Source organism: Amycolatopsis sp. NPDC026612, assembly GCF_040638285.1.
Taxonomy (GTDB): Bacteria; Actinomycetota; Actinomycetes; order Mycobacteriales; family Pseudonocardiaceae; genus Amycolatopsis.
Map to the genome: position 1 here is coordinate 1 of NZ_JBEZYB010000018.1, position 19,018 is coordinate 19,018.

18 protein-coding genes are annotated in these 19,018 nt (G+C 71.8%); 11 read left to right on the forward strand and 7 right to left on the reverse strand.

Annotation, left to right across the window (positions count from 1 at the left end):
- Positions 1–115: 115 nt before the first annotated feature.
- Genes AB0F15_RS18620 through tsaE form a run of 6 tightly spaced genes read left to right on the forward strand, consistent with a single transcriptional unit; the run spans position 116 to position 6,179 of the window.
- Positions 116–952: a DeoR/GlpR family DNA-binding transcription regulator gene (locus AB0F15_RS18620; RefSeq protein ID WP_360271411.1), complete on the forward strand. Its 837-nt coding sequence runs from the start codon at positions 116–118 to the stop codon at positions 950–952.
- Positions 942–2,372 carry a xylulokinase gene (gene xylB / locus AB0F15_RS18625; protein WP_360271413.1) on the forward strand — a complete coding sequence of 477 codons (1,431 nt, stop codon included), beginning with the start codon at positions 942–944 and terminating at the stop codon, positions 2,370–2,372. Before AB0F15_RS18620 ends, xylB begins: the two co-directional genes overlap by 11 nt.
- A 3-nt stretch (positions 2,373–2,375) precedes the next feature.
- Positions 2,376–3,467: a sn-glycerol-3-phosphate ABC transporter ATP-binding protein UgpC gene (gene ugpC, locus AB0F15_RS18630; RefSeq protein ID WP_360271415.1), complete on the forward strand. Its 1,092-nt coding sequence runs from the start codon at positions 2,376–2,378 to the stop codon at positions 3,465–3,467.
- Between the two features lie 29 nt (positions 3,468–3,496).
- Positions 3,497–4,627 (forward strand): alanine racemase, encoded by a 1,131-nt coding sequence (gene alr, locus AB0F15_RS18635; RefSeq protein ID WP_360271417.1) that lies wholly within the window; start codon positions 3,497–3,499, stop codon positions 4,625–4,627.
- Positions 4,624–5,721: an alpha/beta hydrolase gene (locus AB0F15_RS18640; RefSeq protein WP_360271419.1), complete on the forward strand. Its 1,098-nt coding sequence runs from the start codon at positions 4,624–4,626 to the stop codon at positions 5,719–5,721. The genes alr and AB0F15_RS18640 overlap by 4 nt, the downstream gene beginning before the upstream one ends.
- Positions 5,718–6,179 carry a tRNA (adenosine(37)-N6)-threonylcarbamoyltransferase complex ATPase subunit type 1 TsaE gene (tsaE, locus tag AB0F15_RS18645; protein ID WP_360271421.1) on the forward strand — a complete coding sequence of 154 codons (462 nt, stop codon included), beginning with the start codon at positions 5,718–5,720 and terminating at the stop codon, positions 6,177–6,179. Before AB0F15_RS18640 ends, tsaE begins: the two co-directional genes overlap by 4 nt.
- A gap of 83 nt (positions 6,180–6,262) precedes the next feature.
- Here the strand turns inward: tsaE and AB0F15_RS18650 are convergent, their stop codons facing one another.
- The 3 genes from AB0F15_RS18650 to AB0F15_RS18660 all read right to left on the reverse strand — a co-directional run bounded on the left by AB0F15_RS18650 (position 6,263) and on the right by AB0F15_RS18660 (position 10,059).
- Positions 6,263–7,117, reverse strand: a complete 855-nt coding sequence (locus tag AB0F15_RS18650; RefSeq protein WP_360271423.1) for a serine hydrolase — start codon at positions 7,115–7,117, stop codon at positions 6,263–6,265.
- 193 nt (positions 7,118–7,310) lie between these two features.
- On the reverse strand, positions 7,311–8,642 hold the full coding sequence (locus AB0F15_RS18655) for a carboxyl transferase domain-containing protein (protein ID WP_360271424.1): 1,332 nt from the start codon (positions 8,640–8,642) through the stop codon (positions 7,311–7,313).
- The gene (locus AB0F15_RS18660) at positions 8,635–10,059 is read right to left on the reverse strand and encodes an acyl-CoA synthetase (protein ID WP_360271426.1); all 1,425 of its coding nucleotides are present in this window, start codon (positions 10,057–10,059) and stop codon (positions 8,635–8,637) included. Before AB0F15_RS18660 ends, AB0F15_RS18655 begins: the two co-directional genes overlap by 8 nt.
- 99 nt (positions 10,060–10,158) lie before the next feature.
- Here AB0F15_RS18660 and tsaB point away from each other — a divergent pair, with 99 nt between their 5' ends.
- Genes tsaB through tsaD form a run of 3 tightly spaced genes read left to right on the forward strand, consistent with a single transcriptional unit; the run spans position 10,159 to position 12,346 of the window.
- A complete protein-coding gene (gene tsaB / locus AB0F15_RS18665) occupies positions 10,159–10,824 on the forward strand; it encodes a tRNA (adenosine(37)-N6)-threonylcarbamoyltransferase complex dimerization subunit type 1 TsaB (protein WP_360271428.1) in 666 nt (221 codons plus the stop codon).
- Positions 10,821–11,300 (forward strand): ribosomal protein S18-alanine N-acetyltransferase, encoded by a 480-nt coding sequence (gene rimI, locus AB0F15_RS18670; RefSeq protein ID WP_360271430.1) that lies wholly within the window; start codon positions 10,821–10,823, stop codon positions 11,298–11,300. Before tsaB ends, rimI begins: the two co-directional genes overlap by 4 nt.
- Positions 11,300–12,346: a tRNA (adenosine(37)-N6)-threonylcarbamoyltransferase complex transferase subunit TsaD gene (tsaD, locus tag AB0F15_RS18675; RefSeq protein ID WP_360271431.1), complete on the forward strand. Its 1,047-nt coding sequence runs from the start codon at positions 11,300–11,302 to the stop codon at positions 12,344–12,346. Before rimI ends, tsaD begins: the two co-directional genes overlap by 1 nt.
- 30 nt (positions 12,347–12,376) lie before the next feature.
- Here tsaD and wecB read toward each other — a convergent pair whose 3' ends face one another.
- The 3 genes from wecB to AB0F15_RS18690 all read right to left on the reverse strand — a co-directional run bounded on the left by wecB (position 12,377) and on the right by AB0F15_RS18690 (position 14,593).
- A complete protein-coding gene (gene wecB, locus AB0F15_RS18680; RefSeq protein ID WP_360271677.1) occupies positions 12,377–13,528 on the reverse strand; it encodes a UDP-N-acetylglucosamine 2-epimerase (non-hydrolyzing) in 1,152 nt (383 codons plus the stop codon).
- Positions 13,529–13,630: 102 nt separating this feature from the next.
- Positions 13,631–13,810: an LPXTG cell wall anchor domain-containing protein gene (locus AB0F15_RS18685; RefSeq protein WP_247015003.1), complete on the reverse strand. Its 180-nt coding sequence runs from the start codon at positions 13,808–13,810 to the stop codon at positions 13,631–13,633.
- A gap of 12 nt (positions 13,811–13,822) precedes the next feature.
- Entirely contained in the window at positions 13,823–14,593 is a 771-nt protein-coding gene (locus tag AB0F15_RS18690) for a choice-of-anchor P family protein (protein ID WP_360271432.1), read from the reverse strand.
- Positions 14,594–14,951: 358 nt separating this feature from the next.
- Between AB0F15_RS18690 and xrtP the strand changes: the two genes are divergently transcribed.
- Both xrtP and AB0F15_RS18700 read left to right on the forward strand, forming a co-directional pair.
- The gene (gene xrtP / locus AB0F15_RS18695; protein ID WP_360271680.1) at positions 14,952–15,461 is read left to right on the forward strand and encodes an exosortase P; all 510 of its coding nucleotides are present in this window, start codon (positions 14,952–14,954) and stop codon (positions 15,459–15,461) included.
- The gene (locus AB0F15_RS18700; RefSeq protein WP_360271433.1) at positions 15,458–16,834 is read left to right on the forward strand and encodes a glycosyltransferase family 2 protein; all 1,377 of its coding nucleotides are present in this window, start codon (positions 15,458–15,460) and stop codon (positions 16,832–16,834) included. Before xrtP ends, AB0F15_RS18700 begins: the two co-directional genes overlap by 4 nt.
- A 22-nt stretch (positions 16,835–16,856) precedes the next feature.
- Here the strand turns inward: AB0F15_RS18700 and AB0F15_RS18705 are convergent, their stop codons facing one another.
- A complete protein-coding gene (locus AB0F15_RS18705; protein WP_360271434.1) occupies positions 16,857–18,728 on the reverse strand; it encodes a peptidoglycan recognition family protein in 1,872 nt (623 codons plus the stop codon).
- Positions 18,729–19,018 lie beyond the last annotated feature (290 nt).

The following is a 19,018-nucleotide window of genomic DNA, read 5'->3' on the forward strand; positions in this document are numbered from 1 at the left end:
GTGACCCGGAGTGCGCACTCCGGGTCACTTTCACGTGAAAGTGCCGCCTACGTCTTTGAGAAGACTTATCGAGTTCTCTGTTAACTTTGCGGGGTAAATCTGGTAAGAATGCCGTGTGAGCGGCGGCACAGCAGCATCCGGAGACCGGAAGACCCGGCCGTCCGATGCTGTCGTCGAGCGGCGGCGGCAGGACATCCTCGACCACGTCATCGAGCAGGGCGAAGCGCGGATCGACGATCTCACCGCCCGGTTCAAGGTCAGCCTGATGACGATGCACCGCGACCTCGACGACCTCGCCGAGCGTCGGCTCCTGCGCAAGCTCCGCGGCAAGGTCGAGGCCTACCCGGCGCTCACCATCGAGTCCGCCGCCCGGTTCCGCGACACGCTCCACCACGGCGAAAAAGAAGCGCTCGGCGAGGCCGCCGCGCGCCAGGTGCAGCCCGGTCAGACCGTCTTCGTCGACGACTCCACCACCCTCCTCCCGCTGGTCAAGCGGCTCGCCGAGATCGACGCCCTCACCGTCGTCACGAACTCGCTGCACGCCGCCCGCCTGCTCGGCCCCAAGGTCGAGGTCGTCCTCGCCGGCGGCCGCTACAGCCACGAGTACGACTCTTGCGCCGGCCCCGAGGTCATCAACCTGCTCGACAGCATCCGCGCGGACGTCTCGTTCGTCTCGGTCACCGCCGTCGCCGTCGGGCGGCTCTTCCACCCCGATCGCGACTACGCCGAGCTGAAGAAGGCCGCGCTGAAGGCCGCGAACCACACCGTCCTCGTCGTCGACCACTCGAAGTTCGGCCGCACCGCCACCTACGCGCACGGCGACGTCGGCGACTACGACCTGCTGATCACCGGTGAGTACACCCCCACCGAGGAGATCGAGGCCGCGCTCAACGCGGGCACGGCCATCGAGATCGTCGAACACGTCGCAGAGGGGCAGCCCTATGACAGCTGAACTGGTCGCCGGCATCGACTCGTCCACCCAGTCGACCAAGGTCGTCGTGTGCGACGCCGCCACCGGCGAGATCGTCCGCACCGGCCGCGCGCCGCACCCCGACGGCACCGAGGTCGCTCCCGCCGCCTGGTGGGACGCCTTCCAGGAAGCCACGAACGGCCTGCTCGACGGCGTCCAGGCCATCGGCGTCGGCGGCCAGCAGCACGGCATGGTCACGCTGGATGAAAACGACGACGTGGTCCGGCCGGCGCTGCTCTGGAACGACACCCGGTCCGCGCAGGCGGCGCTCAACCTCATCGAGGAGCTCGGCGGGCCGTCGGCCTGGGCGAAGTCCGTCGGTTCGGTGCCGGTCGCGAGCTTCACCGTCACGAAACTGCGCTGGCTGGCCGAGCACGAGCCGGAGCTCGCCGACCGCGTGACGCGCGTGCTGCTCCCGCACGACTGGCTGACCTGGAAGCTCACCGGCGGAGATCCGGTCACCGACCGCGGCGACGCGTCCGGCACCGGGTACTTCTCGCCGTCCGACAACGCCTACCGCCTCGACGTCCTGAGCCATGCCTTCGGTGGCCGGACGCCGGAGCTGCCGACCGTGCTCGGCCCGGCCGACGCCGCCGGCCACACCCCGGACGGCGTGCTCGTCTCCGCCGGCACCGGCGACAACATGGCTGCCGCGCTCGGGCTGGAACTCCAGCCCGGCGACGCCGTCGTCTCGCTCGGCACCAGCGGCACCGTGTTCGGGGTCGCCGAGACCGGCGCGGCCGACGCGAGTGGCGAAGTCGCCGGGTTCGCCGACGCCACCGGCCGCTTCCTCCCGCTCGCCTGCACCCTCAACGCCGCCCGCGTGCTGACCGCGACAGCCGCGATGCTCGGGGCGACGCTGAGCGAGTTCGACCGGCTCGCCCTGGCCGCCGAGCCCGGGGCCGGGGGGCTGACCTTCCTGCCGTACCTGGACGGTGAGCGCACCCCGAACCTGCCCGGCGCCACCGGCTCACTGGCCGGGCTGACCAGGGAAAACATGACCCCGGAGAACCTCGCGCGCAGCGCCGTCGAAGGCATGCTCTGCGGCCTGGCCGCCGGCCTCGACGCGGTACGCGCGCACGGCCTCGACGTCCAGCGCGTGCTGCTGATCGGCGGGGGCGCGCAGTCGCGGGCCGTCCGCGCGGTCGCGCCGCTGGTGTTCGGCGTGCCCGTGCAGCTGCCCGAAGTCGCCGAGTACGTCGCGCTCGGCGCGGCGCGGCAGGCGGCGTGGGCCCTGGCTTCCAGTGCGGAACCCCCGTCCTGGCAGAAGAACCGCAAGCTCCGGCTCGAGCTGGACGAGCCGACCGAGGCGCAGCGCGCCGAGGGCCACCGGATCCAGCAGCGCCACCTCGAAGCCCGCGAAGCGGCTTACGGGGTCCGGCGGAATCTCGGAGAGGACTGACCGATGGCTTCCATCACCTACGACAAGGCGACCCGGCGTTACGCCGGCTCGGAGCGCCCCGCGGTCGACGCGCTGGACCTGGAGATCGCCGACGGCGAGTTCCTCGTGCTGGTCGGCCCGTCCGGGTGCGGCAAGTCGACCAGCCTGCGGATGCTCGCCGGTCTCGAGGACATCGACGACGGCGCCGTCTGGATCGGCGACCGCGACGTCACCCAGCTGCCGCCGCGGTCCCGTGACATCGCGATGGTGTTCCAGAACTACGCGTTGTACCCGCACATGACGGTCGCGCAGAACATGGGCTTCGCGCTGAAGATCGCCGGACGGCCCGCGTCCGAGATCAAGCAGAAGGTCCTCGAGGCCGCGAAGCTGCTCGACATCGTGGACTACCTCGACCGCAAGCCGAAAGCGCTCTCCGGTGGTCAGCGCCAGCGCGTCGCGATGGGCCGCGCGATCGTCCGCGAGCCGCAGGTCTTCCTGATGGACGAGCCGCTGTCGAACCTCGACGCCAAGCTGCGCGTGTCGACGCGCACGCAGATCGCCGCGCTGCAGCGCCGGCTCGGCGTCACGACTGTCTACGTCACGCACGACCAGGTCGAGGCCATGACGATGGGTGACCGCGTCGCCGTGCTGTCGGACGGCCTGCTCCAGCAGTGCGACACCCCGCGCGCGCTGTACGACCGGCCCGCAAACGCTTTCGTGGCCGGCTTCATCGGTTCCCCCGCGATGAACCTCGTCACCGCGAAGCTGACGGCCGACGGTGCCGAGGTGGGCGGCGCGCGCGTGCCGCTGACCCGCGAGACCATCGCCGCGGCCGACGGCGACACCGTGACCCTCGGCTTCCGGCCGGAGGCCCTGGAGGTCGCCGCGGGCGAAGACGGCTCCTTGCCGATCAAGGTGGACCTGGTCGAGGAGCTCGGCTCCGACGCCTACGTCTACGGCAAGCTCGCCGAGACCGACGCCGCCGACAACAAGTCCAACGTCGTGGCCCGGGTCGACCCGCGTACGCCGCCGGCCATGGGCGACACGCTCCACCTGCGGATCCGCCCGGACGAGCTGCACGTGTTCTCCGCCACGTCCGGGCTGCGCCTGCCCTGACCTCGGCTCATGGGAAACTGGAGGGCGCCATGTCCTCCAGTTCTCCCCGTGAACCCAGCCCCCGCGCCCAGGCCGACATCGACCTCGACGCGATCCGCCACAACCTCACCCTGCTGGGCGCCCGGGCGCCCGGCTCCCAGGTGATGGCCGTGGTGAAGGCCGACGCCTACGGCCACGGCGCGCTGCCGGTGGCGCGCGCCGCGGTCGAGGCCGGGGCGGGCTGGCTCGGCACCTGCTCGCTCGGCGAAGCCCTCGCCCTCCGCGAAGGCGGGCTCACGACCCGGCTGTTCAGCTGGCTGGACACCCCGGACGTCGACTTCGCCCCGGCCATCGAGGCGGACGTCGATCTCGCCGCCAGCTCGCTCGGTGAGCTACACCGCATCGCGGCCGCCACCCGAGCGGGTACCCGCGCACGTGTGCACCTCAAAATCGACACCGGGCTCTCGCGCAACGGCTGCCCGCCCGCCGCGTGGGCCGAGCTGGTCGAAGCGGCGGCCGCCGAACCGCGGGTCGAGGTCGTCGCGATCTGGTCCCACCTCGCGTGCGCCGACGAACCCGGGCACCCGTCGATCGACCTGCAGGCCAAGCGCTTCGCCGACGCCTACGACGTCGCTCGCGCGGCCGGGCTCGACCCGATGCGGCACCTCGCGAACTCCGCGGCCCTGCTCACCCGGCCGGACCTGCACTTCGACGTCGTCCGCCCCGGCATCGCGATGTACGGGCTCAACCCGGTGCCGCAGGCCGAAGACCTGCGCCCGGCCATGACGTTCCGGTCGACGGTCGCGCTGGTCAAGCGGATCGAGGCCGGCGAATCGGTGTCCTACGGGCACACCTGGACCGCGGAGCGCGAAACCACCCTCGCGCTCGTCCCGGCCGGGTACGCCGACGGCGTCCCGCGGTCGCTGTCCGGACGCATGGACGTCTTCCTCGGCGGGCAGCGGCGGCCGGTCGCCGGGCGGGTCTGCATGGACCAGCTGGTCGTCGACTGCGGTGACCACGAACCGGCCGTCGGTGACGAGGTCGTCCTGTTCGGCGCCGGGACACACGGCGAGCCGACGGCCCGGGAATGGGCCGACAAGCTGGGCACCATCGACTACGAGATCGTGACCTCGATGTACCGCCCGCGGGTGCGGCGCCGGTATCTGGGGGAGCGCTCGTGACACCTTCACGACGATTGCTGGCCATCGCCGGCGGGATCGGGGCACTGGCCACCGGGACCGCCGCCGTCATCGCCGTCGCCACGCAGCAGCGGCGGTACAGTGAGGATCCGTACGTGGACGAGCCGCTGGGGGAGCTGAGACCGGACCGGACTTCGACGGTCGCGGCCGAGGACGGCACGCCGCTCTCGGTCGAGGAGATCGACCCGGAGGACGGCGGGGAACCGGAACTGACCGTCGTGGGCGTCCACGGCTTCGCGCTTTCGCGGCGCTGCTGGCATTTCCAGCGGCGTGACCTCGCGTCGCTGCGGCTGCCTCGCGTGCGTCAGGTGTACTACGACCACCGCGGTCACGGGCTGTCCGGCGCGGCTTCCACCGAGACGTCGACCATCGAGCAACTGGCGCGGGACCTGGACTGCGTGCTGCGGTCCGTGGTCCCCGACGGACCGCTCGTGCTGATGGGGCACTCGATGGGCGGCATGGTGATCATGGAGCTGGCCGCCGAGTTCCCCGAGCTCTTCGAAGAACGCGTGGAAGGCGTGGCCTTCATCGCGACGGCCGCGGGCGAAGTCGGCGCACGCGGGCTGCCGCGTTCCCTGCTCTCGAAGTACAACCCGCTGACGCGCGCCGCCGGCGGGCTCGCCGGGTGGCAGCCGGGCCTCGTCGAGTTCGTGCGCGCGGCGGGCGGGCAGCTGACGCGGCAGGCGGTGCGGCGGCTGGCGTTCGGCAGCCGCGAGGTCGCCCCGCGGCTCGTCGACTTCATGCTCGAAATGCTGGAAGTGACGCCGGTGCGCGGTCTCGTCAACTTCGTCGACACGCTCGGCAGCCACAACCGGTACGCGGCCCTGGCGGGGCTCAAGCACGCGGAAGTCCTCGTCATCGGCGGCGATTCGGACCGGTTCACGCCGTTCTCGCACGCCGAGCGGATCGCGGCCGAGCTGCCCGACGCCGAGCTGGTGCGGGTGCGCGGGGCCGGGCACATGGTCCAGCTCGAGCAGCCCGAGCTGGTGAACAGTCATCTGATCGATCTCCTGCAACGCTGTTCCGGTGTGGACGGCGTGACCTCGTCCCGGCGAACCTGGTGGTGGCAGCGTTGAGTTTCGTGTTCCCGACCCCCGAAGACACGATGGAGTTCGGGCGGTCCCTCGGCCGGTCCCTGCGCGCGGGTGACCTGGTCCTGCTGGCCGGGCCGCTCGGCGCGGGCAAGACGACGCTGACCCGCGGCATCGCGGACGGCCTCGGTGTCGGCGGCCGCGTCAGCTCCCCGACGTTCGTGCTGGCCCGCGTTCACCCGGCGGGCGCTCTCGGCGTGCCGTTGGTGCACGTGGACGCGTACCGCCTGGGCGGGGACCTGTCCCAGCTGGACGACCTCGATCTGGACACCGACCTGGAACGGTCGGCGATCGTCGTCGAGTGGGGCGAGGGTTCGGCGGAGCGGCTGTCAGAGGACTACCTGGTGGTCCGCTTGGACCGCCGCGAGGACGACGTCCGCGAGATCACCCTGGAGCCGCACGGCACCTGGGCCGACCGCACTCCGGACCTGGTACCGGCGTAAGTGCCCGCTACCGCAACTCTTCAGGCGCAGCAGGGCAGCGACCGCCAGGTGTCCACGGTGGTCGCCGCCCCCGGTAGCTGCTCTCAGCCGCCGTTGTACTGCTGGTAGGCCGGTGCCCGGAATGCCCTGGTGCCCGCGCCCGCGATCTTGTCGACCGCGCGCAGGAACTTCGGCCCCATCTTCGCGGTGGCCTGCCGGACCGGGTGCGTGGCCCCGAAGTCCTCCGGGTTCGCCTGGCCGTGCGCGAACATCGAGTAGATCAACACCGGCTTGCCCGCGGCGTCGAACATGATTCCGGCCTCGTTGCGGCCGTCGTTCAGCCAGCCCGCCTTCGTGGCGATCCTTGCCCGATCGGCGGACGACATCTCACGGCGGATTCCGTCGGTGAACGCCACCTGCGACCGCAGGATGGACAGCAGGTAGTCCGTCGACGCCGGGCTCAGCAACGTGCCCGCGACCAGCGCCTTCAGCAGGTCGTGGGTCTCGCGCGGAGTGGTCTGGCCGAGGAAGTAGCGGTTCGGGTTGGCCACCGGCGTGACCTGGGTCTTGGGGAAGCCCTTGGCCACCAGGATCTGGTTGATCTCGGCCGCCGGAACCACGAGCCCCACCAGCCGGACGCACGTGTCGTCCGAAACCGTGAGGAACAGCGACAGGACGTGGCCCAGCGTGAACGCGCTCGGGTACGCCTTGTCCAGGATGATGATGCCGTCACCACCCGGCACGACGATGCTCGCCGGCACCTGGACCTGCTGGTCCAGCGTGAGCAGGCCACGGTCGATCTTGTCCATCAGGGTGACCGCGACGGCCACCTTGTTGACGCTGTACGCCTCGACGATCTCGTCGGACGCCACGTCGACGGCCACCTGGTCGGCCACGCTGATGTAGGAGTTCCAGATGCCACTTGCCTCGGCGGCCGCGTTGTCGTAGACGCGCTGCACTTTCTGCCTGGCCCGGTCCGGTGTGGCCGGGCTGGCTTCGATGTCTGCTTCCTGCGCGTACGCGGGAGAGCCGGCCAGAATGCTTCCAGCGGCGACGGCGGTCCCCAAACCGAACGCCGCTCGCCTGTTGAGTTGATACCCCATCGCAAGATCCAACCACGGATGGATGAACCCGTGAGTGGTAACGCGGGTTCTAACCCGCTTTGACACTCACGACCGCCCGCGCGACGCCCAGATCCACCAGGTCCTGGGGTCGCAGGTGCAGCTGGTTGGCGATGTCCGGGACCTCCGAAGCCGGCCGCTTCAGGATCGCCGCCGCGGCCTCCGGGGACGTCACCGAGAAGTAGGCGTCCGGCGCCACCCACGTCGACCCGGCCGCGGCGAACGCCAGTGCGCCGCCCGACCCGCCTTCGCCGATCACCAGGGTCGTCACCGGGACCGAGGCCGTCGCCACCGCCTCGAACATCTCCGCGATCGCCCCGCCCGCGCCCGCCTGCTCCGCTGCCGCGTCGTTCGCCGCGCCCGGGGTGTCGACCAGCGTCAGCACCGGGATCCCCAGCCGCGACGCCAGCTTGACCAGCCGCGCGGCCGTGCGGAAACCCGACGGCAGGGTCGGCGTGCCGCACTGCGCCGCGTACGCGATCGTCCGCCCGTCGCGCCAGCCGAAGCCGCAGGCGACACCGGGATCGGCGCCGCCGACGCGGTCGCCGCTGATGTCCTGCCGCCAGTCGAAGTACGCGTCGAGGTATTCGGCGGCCCGGGCCCGCTGCGGCGAACGGGCCGCCTGGACCGCTTCCCAGCCCGACGAAGGCAGCGGAGCCGCCCGCCGGGCGGAAGGTGGCGGAGCCGCGGCCGACGAATGCGCGGTCAGCAGCCGCAGCCACCGTTCCAGCACCGGACCGAGTTCGCCCGGCGACACGATCGCGTCGACCTGGCCCCACGCGTGCTTGGCCTCGGCGGTGTACGCCTCCGGCGAGCCGGGCGGGCGCACCCGGGAGCCCGCGAACCCGACCTGCGCCTCCGGCAGCGCGAGGACGACGTCGGCGCCCGCGCCGAGCGTCGCCCAGCCGCCGCCGGTCGTCGGGTCGCGCAGCACCGAGATCTGGGGGACGCCCACGGAACGCGTCAGCGCCGACGCCCGCGCCACCCGCTGCAGCTGCATCAAGGCGCGCATGCCCTGCTGCATGCGGCTGCCGCCGGTCGAGATCAGCGACACCACCGGCAGCCGCGCGTCGCGGGCGTGGGCGAACGCCGCTTCGATCCGGTCGCCGGTGCGCTGCCCGAGCGACCCGCCGAGGAACCCGAACTCGAAGGCGACCAGCACGGCTTCGACGTCGCCGATCTTCGCCGTCCCGCAGACGACCGACTCCTTCTCGCCGGTGTGCTCTTCCGCGCTCGCACGGGCTTCGCGGTAGCCGGGCCAGGCGATCGGGCCGTCGGCGGGCTCTTCGCGCAGCGGAGTGGCGAACTCCGCGAAGCCGTTGGCGATCGCGCCGACGACCTCGCGCGCCGGCAGCCTAGGCACTGAGCGCCCGCTTCATGACCTTGCCCATGTCGTTGCGCGGCAACGCATCCAGGAAGTGGACGACCCGCGGGCGCTTGTGCGGCGCGAGCAGCCGGGCGACGTGGTCGGCGAGCTCATCGGCCGACGGCGGCTCGCCGTCCGGCACGATCCACGCGACGATCCGCTCGCCGAGGTCGTCGTCCGGCTCGCCGGTGACGGCCGCTTCGGCGACGTGCGGGTGTTCGAGCAGCGCGTTCTCGATCTCGCCCGCGCCGATCTTGTACCCGCCGCTCTTGATCAGGTCGGTCGCCTTGCGCCCGACGATCCGGACGTACCCGTCGGCGTCGCGCGTCGCCATGTCACCGGTGCGGAACCAGCCGTCGTCGAAGGCGGCCGCGGTCGCGTCCGGGCGGTTGAGGTACTCGGTGAACAGGTTGGGGCCGCGGACCTGGATCTCGCCGACCGTCTCGACGTCGTCGAGCACCTCGCCCGCGTCGCCGACCAGCCGCAGCTCCACCCCGCGCAACGGCACGCCGACCGTGCCGGGCTTGCGCTCGCCGTCCGCGCGGACGCTGGTGTTCATCAGCGTTTCGGTCATGCCGTAGCGCTCGACGACCTGCTGGCCGGTCGCCTCGGTGATCCGCTGGTGGTCGTGCACCGGCAGCGCGGCGGACCCGGAGACGAGCAGGCGGGCACTCCGGAGGGCGTCGGCCAGCCCGGCGTCGGAGCCGACCTCGCCGGCGATCCGGTGGTACATCGTCGGGACGCCGAACAGCATGGTCGCCCCGGCCGTCAGCTCCCGCGCGACGCCGTCGGTGGAGAACCGGCCGAGGTGGCGCACCGAACCGCCGCGGCGCAGCGGGCCGAGGATGCCGAGGATCAGCCCGTGCACGTGGAACAGGGGCAGCGCGTGCACCAGGGTGTCCGCGTCGGTCCACCCCCAGGCGTCCTCGAGGGCGTCGAGCGTGGCCGCGAGCGCGCGGCGGGGGAGCACGACGCCCTTCGGCGGGCCCGTGGTGCCCGAGGTGTAGACGATCAGGGCGGGGGACCCGGCGTCCGGTTCGGCCGCGAGCGCGCCGGCCTCGCCCGTGAGGGGGATGTCGCGGCGCGGGAGGGCCGCCAGCCCGGCGGGCAATGCGACGCCCGGCTCGGCCAGGACGAGCGCCGGTTCGCTGTCGGCGAGGATGTGGGCGAGCTCGCGTTCGCCGATCTTCGGGTTGAGCGGCACCGCCGGCACCCCGGCCAGCAGCGCGGCGACCACCGCGACACTGGTGTGGACGGTCGGGGTCGCCCACACCGCGACGCGGCCGGGTGGCAGTTCCCGGGCGAGACTCCCGGCGACGGCGGCGAGTTCGTCGTAGGTCAGGGCGTGGTCGCCGAAGCGCAAGGCTTCCTTCGCGGCACCGGCGACGAGCGTGGGGAACAAGGGGTCGGGCACCGCGGGGACCTCCCAGTGTCGGACTCCAACAGCACGTTACCGTGCTGATCCGTCCCCTGCAGCAAGCAACCGCAGGCGCTGGTCGTAGGCTGGGACACCGTGTTGGTACTGGCGATCGATACCTCGACCCCGGCGGTGACCGCGGGCGTCGTCGCGCTGGACGGCGATCTGGTCGAGACGCGCGGTGACCGCGTCACGGTCGACCCCCGCGCCCACGGAGAGCTGATCACGCCGCACGCGCTGGCCGCCGCCGAAGCCGCTCGCGTGACCCTCAAGGACCTCGACGCGATCGTCGTCGGCGTCGGTCCCGGGCCGTTCACCGGCCTGCGTGCCGGGATGGCCACCGCCGCCGCGTTCGGCCACGCCCTCGGCATCCCGGTGTACCCGGTCTGCAGCCTCGACGCGCTGGCCGCCGACGTCGCACCGGGGGACAACGCTTTCCTCGTGCTGACCGACGCCCGGCGGCGCGAGGTCTACTGGGCCGCCTACGACGCCGCGGGGAGGCGCACCGACGGCCCGCACGTCCAGCGCCCCGCCGACCTCGAGACCGGCGTCGAGGTGGCGGCCGGGGACGGCGCCCTCCTCTACGCCACCGCGCTCGACGTCCGGCCGGTCGAACCGCGCTTCCCGTCGCCCGCCGGGCTGGTGAAGGTCGCGAAGGCCGCGTTGCTGGCGAAGGAGCCGCCCGCGCCGCTGACGCCGCTCTACCTGCGTCGTCCCGACGCCGCCGAGCCGGCCGCGCCGAAACGGGTGACCGCTCCGTGAGACTCGAACCCCTGCGCCGCATGGACATCGCCCGGTGCGTGGAGATCGAGAAGATCCTGTTCCCCGGCGACGACCCGTGGAGCGCCCGCGCCTTCCATTCCGAACTGGACGTGGGCAACTTCTACCTCGCCGCGCGCTCGGACGAAGGCGGCGAGCTGCTCGGCTACGCCGGGCTGGCCGTCGTCGGGCGCCGCCGCGGCGAGTACGAGGCGACCGTGCACACCATCGGCGTCGCCCCCGAACACCAGGGCCGGGGCATCGGCACGGCGCTGCTGCAGGCGCTGCTGGCGCGCGCCGACGAGTTCGAGGCGCCGGTCTTCCTCGAGGTCCGCACGGACAACACCACCGCGCTCGCCCTGTACGAGCGCCACGGCTTCGAACGGCTCGGCATCCGGAAGCGCTACTACCAGCCTTCCGGCGCCGACGCGTACACGATGGTCCGCCCGGCGCGGACGCGAGACGGGGTGGCGGGCTGATGGCACGCATCATCATGGGTATCGAGAGCTCGTGCGACGAGACCGGCGTCGGCCTGGTCCGCCTGCACGACGACGGCACGGTCGAGCTGCTCGCGGACGAGGTGGCCTCGAGCGTCGAGCAGCACGCCCGCTTCGGCGGCGTGGTGCCCGAGGTCGCCAGCCGCGCGCACCTCGAGGCGATGGTCCCGACGACCCAGCGGGCGTTCGCCACGGCGGGTCTGACACTGTCCGATGTGGACGCCATCGCGGTGACGGCCGGGCCGGGGCTGGCGGGCGCGCTGCTCGTCGGCGTCTCGGCGGCGAAGGCGTACGCGACGGCGCTGGACGTGCCGCTGTACGGCGTCAACCACCTGGCCGGGCACATCGCCGTCGACACGCTGCAGCACGGGCCGTTGCCCACGCCGTGCCTGGCGCTGCTGGTTTCCGGCGGCCACACGCAGCTGCTGCGCGTCGACGACATCGCGTCGTCGATCACCGAGCTGGGGTCCACAGTGGACGACGCGGCCGGCGAGGCCTACGACAAGGTGGCGCGGGTGCTGGGCCTGCCGTACCCGGGCGGCCCGCCGATCGACAGGGCGGCCAAGAACGGCAACCCGGCGGCGATCGCGTTCCCCCGCGGCATGACGGGCCCGCGCGACGCCAAGTTCGACTTTTCGTTCTCCGGCTTGAAGACATCGGTCGCGCGTTGGGTCGAAGGCGCTTTACGGCGTGGCGAGGAGGTTCCGGTGGACGACGTCGCGGCGTCGTTCCAGGAGGCCGTCGCCGATGTGCTGACCGCGAAGGCGATCCGCGCGGCGAAGGAGCAGGGGATCGGCACCATCGTGATTTCCGGCGGGGTGGCGGCGAACTCCCGGCTGTCGGCGCTCGCGGCCGAGCGCTGCGCGGCGGCGGGCCTCGAGCTGCGGGTCCCGCGCCCCCGCCTGTGCACGGACAACGGCGCGATGATCGCGGCCTTGGGTGCGCACGTGGTGGCGGCCAAGCGCCCGACGGCCCCGCTGGACTTCAGCGCGAACCCGGCGTTGTCGGTCGAGGTCGTTTCGCTCTAGTTCCGCCCGCCCCAACGTCGCGGGGCGGTGCTAGGAAGCCGCGGCCGGGCTCGGGGCCGCGGACCGCACGCCGAGCAGTTCCTCGATCGCCGCGACCGCCAGTACCGCCGCATTGCCTTCGCCGTAGGGGTTTCCGACCTGGGCCGGGCGCAGCTCACCGCTCAGCAGCCGCGCCGCCGTGTCGGCGATCCGGGCCGTGTCCGTGCCCGCCAGCCAAGCGCAGCCCGCTTCGACCACCTCGACGCGCTCGGTGACGTCGCGCAGCACCACCACCGGGGTGCCGAACGTCGGCGCCTCCTCCTGGATGCCGCCGGAATCCGTCAGCACCAGGGACGCCAGCCGCAGGGTCCGCACCAGGTCCGGGTACTCCAGCGGGTCCGTCACCGTCACCCGCGGCAGGCCGCCGAGCGCGGCTTCCACCTGGGCGCGGACCTGCGGGTTGGGGTGCGCCGGGAACAGCACCTGCACGTCCGGGTGCTCGGCGACGATCAGCTGCACGGCCGCGAGCGTCCGCTCCAGCGGCTCGCCCCAGGACTCCCGGCGGTGCGATGTGACGAGCACCAACCGCTCACCGGCCTCCGCGATCTCCATCTCCAGCAACGCCAGTGCCGTGTCCCGCGCCGGCAGGTCGCGGGCGGCGATTTCCAGCACGGCGTCGACGACCGTGTTGCCCGTGACCGCGATCTGTTGCCGCGCAACGCCTTCCGAGCGCAACGCCGCCGCCGCGCGGAGCGTCGGTGCGAGGTGCAGCGCCGCGAGCCGCGTCACCATCTGCCGCGCGCCCTCCTCGGGGAACGGCGCCGCGAGGTCGTGCGTGCGCAGCCCGGCTTCGAGGTGCACCACCGGGATGCCCAGCCAGAACGCGGCGAGCGCGCCCGCGAGCGTCGTCGTGGTGTCACCCTGGACGACGAGCGCGGCCGGGGTGTGCCGCCGAAGAGCGTCGTCGAGCGCGGGCAGCAGGCCCGCCACGAGCTCGGCCTGGCTGCCGGTGACGCGCGGCGGCACGTCCAGCCACACGTCCACGGCCAGGCCGAACGGCTCCACGGCCTGCTCGACCATGCCCGCGTGCTGGCCGCTGTGCACCAGAACCGGCCGCAGCACCGGATGGACCGCCAGCGCCAGTGCCAGCGGCGCGAGCTTGAGGGCTTCCGGACGCGTCCCGGCCAGCAACATCACATCCACCGCGCGGGACCTCTTCTCCACATGACCCATTGTTCAGCAATTTTCGACCCCCGGGGCCACCGGCGTGCGAGGGGCACACGCCGGCGGCCCGGGATCACCGCGTCAGTCCCGCGCCTGGGAAAGACGGCGGTTGCGGCGGTGGACGGCGATCAGCGCGACGGTCCCGAGCAGGACCAGGAGCACGCCGACGGCCAGCCACCACCCGATGTCGGCCCCGGTGGCGGCGAGGGTGCCCACCCCGCCACCGGCCACGCCGACGCCGGCGCCCGGCATCTTGTACATCGCCGACCTCGCTCAGGCCTGCGCGGAACGGCGACGGAAGATGCGGGTGCCGACCGGCACGGCGACGGCGCCGAGCAGGCCGAGCCCGATCCAGAGCCCGGCGCCGGACGCCAGCGGCATCGGCGGCGCGGCCGGGCCGCAGGTCGCCGACGACACGATCACGTCGCCCGAGCCGAGCGCGCTGAGCCCCTCGCCGAGCAGCTTCACGTGGACGGCGTTGACCGTGAGGCTGCCGTCCTTGTTGCGCACCTGCTCGTTCAGGATGATCGTGGCGACGTTCACCGGGCCGAGGCCCACCTTGATCTGCGTGTTCGGGGCCGGGGTGGCGTCGACCGCGCCGACGCTGCCGAGGTCCGCGCCGACCAGTTTCGTGCTGCCCTCGACGCCCTTCTGCGTCGCGGTGCAGACGGCCTCGACGAGCTTGATGCCGACGGTGCCCAGCGCCGCCTTGAGCAGCGGCAGCCCGACGTCGGCGGTGCTCGCCTTCGCTGTCACCGCACCGGAATTCTCGTCGCGCCGGGCTTCGGTGTTGATCACGCCGGTGGTGAGGACGCCGGTGAGGTCGACCTTCGCCAGGCTGTTGCTCGTCGGGCCCGCGGTGTTCGCGGCCGCGAACGGGCCCGCCTTCACCGCGTCCTGGCCGAGCAGCTTGACGTCGACCTTGACGCCGTAGGCGGACCCGTCACCGGGGGCCGCCGAAGCGGGGGCCGCGCCGGCGAGCACGACGCTCGCCACGACCGCGGCGAGCAGTCCGCCACGGCGCACGAGGGAGCTCTTCTTCAAGTGGTCCTCCGAATTCGCTGGATTTCTCGGGGGTGCGTGACCGCGGCGCGGATCGAACCGGCTTGCCTCGAGACTCGGCACGCGGATCGACTATCGCGAAGACCGGGCGGAATAGCACACAAAATTTCCCGAATCACCGGATCGGGTATCGCTTTCCGCCGTTTCCGCTGGTCGTTTTGGGATCACTCTGATGGCGTAACAAGGTTGGCTGAGTTCCAGCCGATTGAGGGCGCCAAACCACACCTCCGGGTGGAACAACCGGCTGGTTGTGTCCTACGCTCGCCGGGATCCGCAGCTTGATCCAAGAATCGACATCGAGAGGAACGTCGTGGCCGTAGCGAGCGCTCCGAACCCGGGTATGGCACGGTTTCCGCTGGTCATCGCGCTGAGTGTGCTGGCGGCCGCGGGTGCCGTGGTGGTGCTGGGCGAGCGGTTCTACCGGGAGCTGGAAGTGCGGCTCGCCGGGGCGATCCTCGAGGTGTTCACTACATCGGGTGTTTATGTCGCCGGCGACCGGGAGTCTGTTTACTTTGGGTTGACCGGCGCTGCTCCGTTCGGGTTGAGAATGACACCGGAATGTTCTTCGGCGTTCCTTTTGCTCCCGCTGCTCGTTGTGACGATGGTCATGATGTACTTCCGGCCAGCCGATGCCAAGCGGCTCTTCTTTTCCCTCGGCATTTCCGCGGTGGTCATCGTGCTGGTGAATCAGCTGCGCATTCTCACGATCGTCGGGCTGGTGCACTGGTTCGGCACGGACGAGGGCTACTACTGGGGCCACACGCTGCTCGGTTCGATGGTCAGCGTGTTCGGTGGCGCCGTCTCGATCGTCCTGTTCGTCTGGCTCGCCACGCGGAGGAAGAAGGCATGAGCGTCAAGGTCCTGCTGGCGATCACGCAGGCGTTCGCGCTCACGATGAGCGTGGCGTTCCTGGTCTACGTCGTGGTGATCGTGGTGCCGTACCTGCGCCGCCGGCCCGGCCCGGTCGGCGACCCGGCCGGCTTCACGTGGCACTTCTTCGTGCCGTGCCGCGACGAGCAGGCGGTGATCCGCGAGACCATCCACTACCTGCGCACGACCTTCCGCAAAGCGCACGTCTGGGTCGTCGACGACGATTCGGAGGACCGCACCGCGCGCGTCGTCCGGATGCTGTGGCGGCGGCACGGCGGCTACGACCCGTACCTGCACCTGGTGCCGCGCGTGCGGCCGGAAGCCCGCACCGGCAAGGGTGACGCGCTGAACGCGGCGTACCGCACCCTGAACGACTGGATGGGCCCGGACGCGAGCCGCGAAGACGTCGTCGTGGTGGTCGTCGACGCCGACGGCCGTCCGACGCCGAACTGCCTCGAAGTCTGCGCGGCGCCGCACCTCTTCGGCGACCCGGAGGTCGGCGCGGTGCAGCTGGACGTCCGGATGAGCAACGTCGCGACGCCGCCGCCGTCGCGCAACCCGGTCGGCCGCTGGTTCGGCCTGAAGCTCGCGCAGCTGCAGGACCTGGAGTTCCGCACGGCGATCGCGGCGATCCAGACGTCCCGCGGGTTCACCGGCACGATCTCCATGGGCGGAAACGGCCAGTTCACGCGGTTGACGGCGCTCGACTCGATCGCGGGCGACGGCGAAGAGCCGTGGCGCGGCTCGCTGCTGGAGGACTTCGAACTCGGCGTCCACCTGCTCACGGCGGGCTGGCGCACCGGCTTCACCCCGGACGCCCACGTGGCGCAGGAAGGGCTGTACAGCCTGCGCCGGTTCCTCGTGCAGCGCACGCGGTGGGGCCAGGGCACCATGCAGTGCGCGCGGTACCTCCGGCGGATCTGGGACTCACCGCACGTCAGCACGCTCGGCGCGGCGGAGATGATGTACTACCTGGCCCAGCCGTGGCTGCAGCTGCTGGGCTCGCTGCTCTACCCGATCCCGTTCGTGTTGCTGGTGGTGAGCACCGCGGGCGACCCGGCGCAGATGTGGACGTGGTTCACCGGCGGCGCCTGGATCCTCTTCGCCATCTACGGCTCGTTCGGGCTGCTGCCGTTCCTCGTCTGGGGCCCGATCTACCAGCTGAAGTGCTTGCGCAGCAAGAACATCCTGCGCGGGATCGGGATGGGCTTCGCGTACGCGGCGTACATCTACACGTTCTACGTGACGTCGTGGCGCGCGCTGTTCAGGCTGGTCCGCGGCCGCAACGGCTGGGCGAAGACCCGCCGCAACACCGAGCCGGCGGCCGGGGCGAAGGTCGCGCTCGACGCGTGAGCGCGACCTCCGCCGGGCCGGTCTAGAAGGCGGGCAGGATGCGCACGTCGTCGGCCTTGACGAAGGCGATCCGGTGCCCGAACTGGATCTGGACGTACTTGAGCTTGCCCTTCACGACCACGTGGTCGGCCACGTCGAACGTCGTCGCGTAGTAGTACTCCGAGCCGACCGTGCCGCCCGACGAGTACTTCTGGCCGGCGAGCAGCGTGTACGGCAGCGGCGTGATCGCCTGCACCGGCACGGCAGCCGGGTAGGCCGCCGGCTCGGGGTAGGCCCGCCCGAACACCGGCACCGACGCGATACCCGGCTTCGGCGTCACGACCCAGCCGATCGCGGGCTTCGCGACGCGCGCGGCACGGGGGTTGTGGAACCAGCCCTTCTGGCCGAGGTACCAGATCGCCGTCCAGTCGCCGCTGACCCCGGCGACGGCGTACCGCTGCCCGGTGGCGACCCGGCTGCCGACGTCGTCGACGGCCATCGTGGACGCCGTGCCCTTCGGGTGCAGGCCGATGTCGACCAGCAGCGGCGCCGACTCACTGGGCTCCGAGTGCAGGATGACGGCCTCCGAGCCGCGCGGCACGCAGGCGGTGCCGGGGCCGTCGCAGCCGGTGAACGCCGGCTGGTTCTTCGCGAAGTCCGGGTCGATGGTGACCAGCGACGAGCCGGGCAGCCCGAACCCGCCGAGCGGCGCGCCCAGCAGGTCGAAGTAGTGCGACCAGTCCCAGTAGGGGCCCGGGTCCCAGTGCATGCCCGGGATGGTGGCGGGGGTCGTGCCGGGCACGTTGTCGTGGCCGATGATGTGCGCGCGGTCGAGCGGGATGCCGTACTTGCGCGAGAGGTAGCCGACGAGCTTCGCGCTCGAGCGGTACATGGCCTCGGTGTACCAGGTGCCCTTCGCGGCGAAGCCCTCGTGCTCGATGCCGATCGATTTCGCGTTGACGTACCAGTTGCCGGCGTGCCAGGCGACGTCCTTGGCCGGCACGTGCTGCGCGATCAGGCCGTCGGCCGAGCGGATGGTGTAGTGCCAGCTGACGTACGTCGGGTCCTGGGCCATCTTCAGGACGTTGTCCCAGTAGCCCTCGGTGTCGTGGATGACGATGTGGTCGATCTTCTGGCTGTCCGGCCGGTCGGCCAGGTCGTGGTTGCCGTAGTCGTTGCCCGGCAGCTCCTGGTACGGCGCGGGGACCGACTCGCAGGCGACGGTCCGGGGGCACTCGACGTCCGCTGGGTTCCCCGCGTGTGCCGGCACCGGCAGGTCCGCTGCCGGGCTCAGGCTGACCTGCTGGCCGTCGTCGGTGGTCCGGGCCACGCCGGTCCTGAGGGTGTCGAAGACCTCGTCGGCGAAGCTCTGCGCGGCGGCGGTGCCGGCGGAGCCGCTGTAGCGCGCGACGGCGCCGTACCAGTCCTGCGCGCCGAGGTCCCGGTGGTACTTCGCGAGCAGCGCGGCGCCACCCCGGATGTTCTGCTTCGCGTCGGTCCGCAGGGTCGCGGCATCGGTGCCGGCCAGCTGCGCGGCCTCGTCGACGGTTTGCAGCCCCGAAGGCGGGGCGACGGGCCCGGCCTGGGGGTGCAGCGCGGGGCGGGCGTCGTCACCGCGCGGGTCCTCGGTGCCTTCGTCGTGGTGGCTGGTCGCGACGCCGGCCGCGCGGACGTCGGTGAGGTGCATCGGGCCGTACCCGGCGGAGGTGCTGGGCGTACCGCCGTTGAAGTCCCACCGGGACTCCAGGTAGGAGACACCGAGCAGGACGTTCTGCGGCACCCCGAACTCGTCCGCGGCCGCGGCGAAGTCGCGTTGCCGCTGACTGGTGGTGTCAGCGTGCGCCGGAGTGGCGAGACCGGTGAGGAGGGCGAGGGCGGCGGCTACGGCCACCGTTCTCGGGACGGGGCGGGACATGGGCATGAACCCCCAGGGTGCAGGTACCAGAGGTGAGAACCTAACCAGAAACTCACCTCGGGGGTAAGGGCTCGCCGCCGGAGGATCGGCTGGAAGGACAGCCTGACCTGGTCGATTCGACCGTGCTCGACGGACCGGCGACAGCTGGTCCGGACCGGGGGATCACCTTCCGGTGGACCCTGGTTGCACGGCTGGCACTCCCGTCGCTAGAGTGCTAATCGCACGGCCCGACAGCCCCGGCACCCGCGACGGCGGGGGTGGTAGAGCCGTAACCACATCCTGCCAACGCT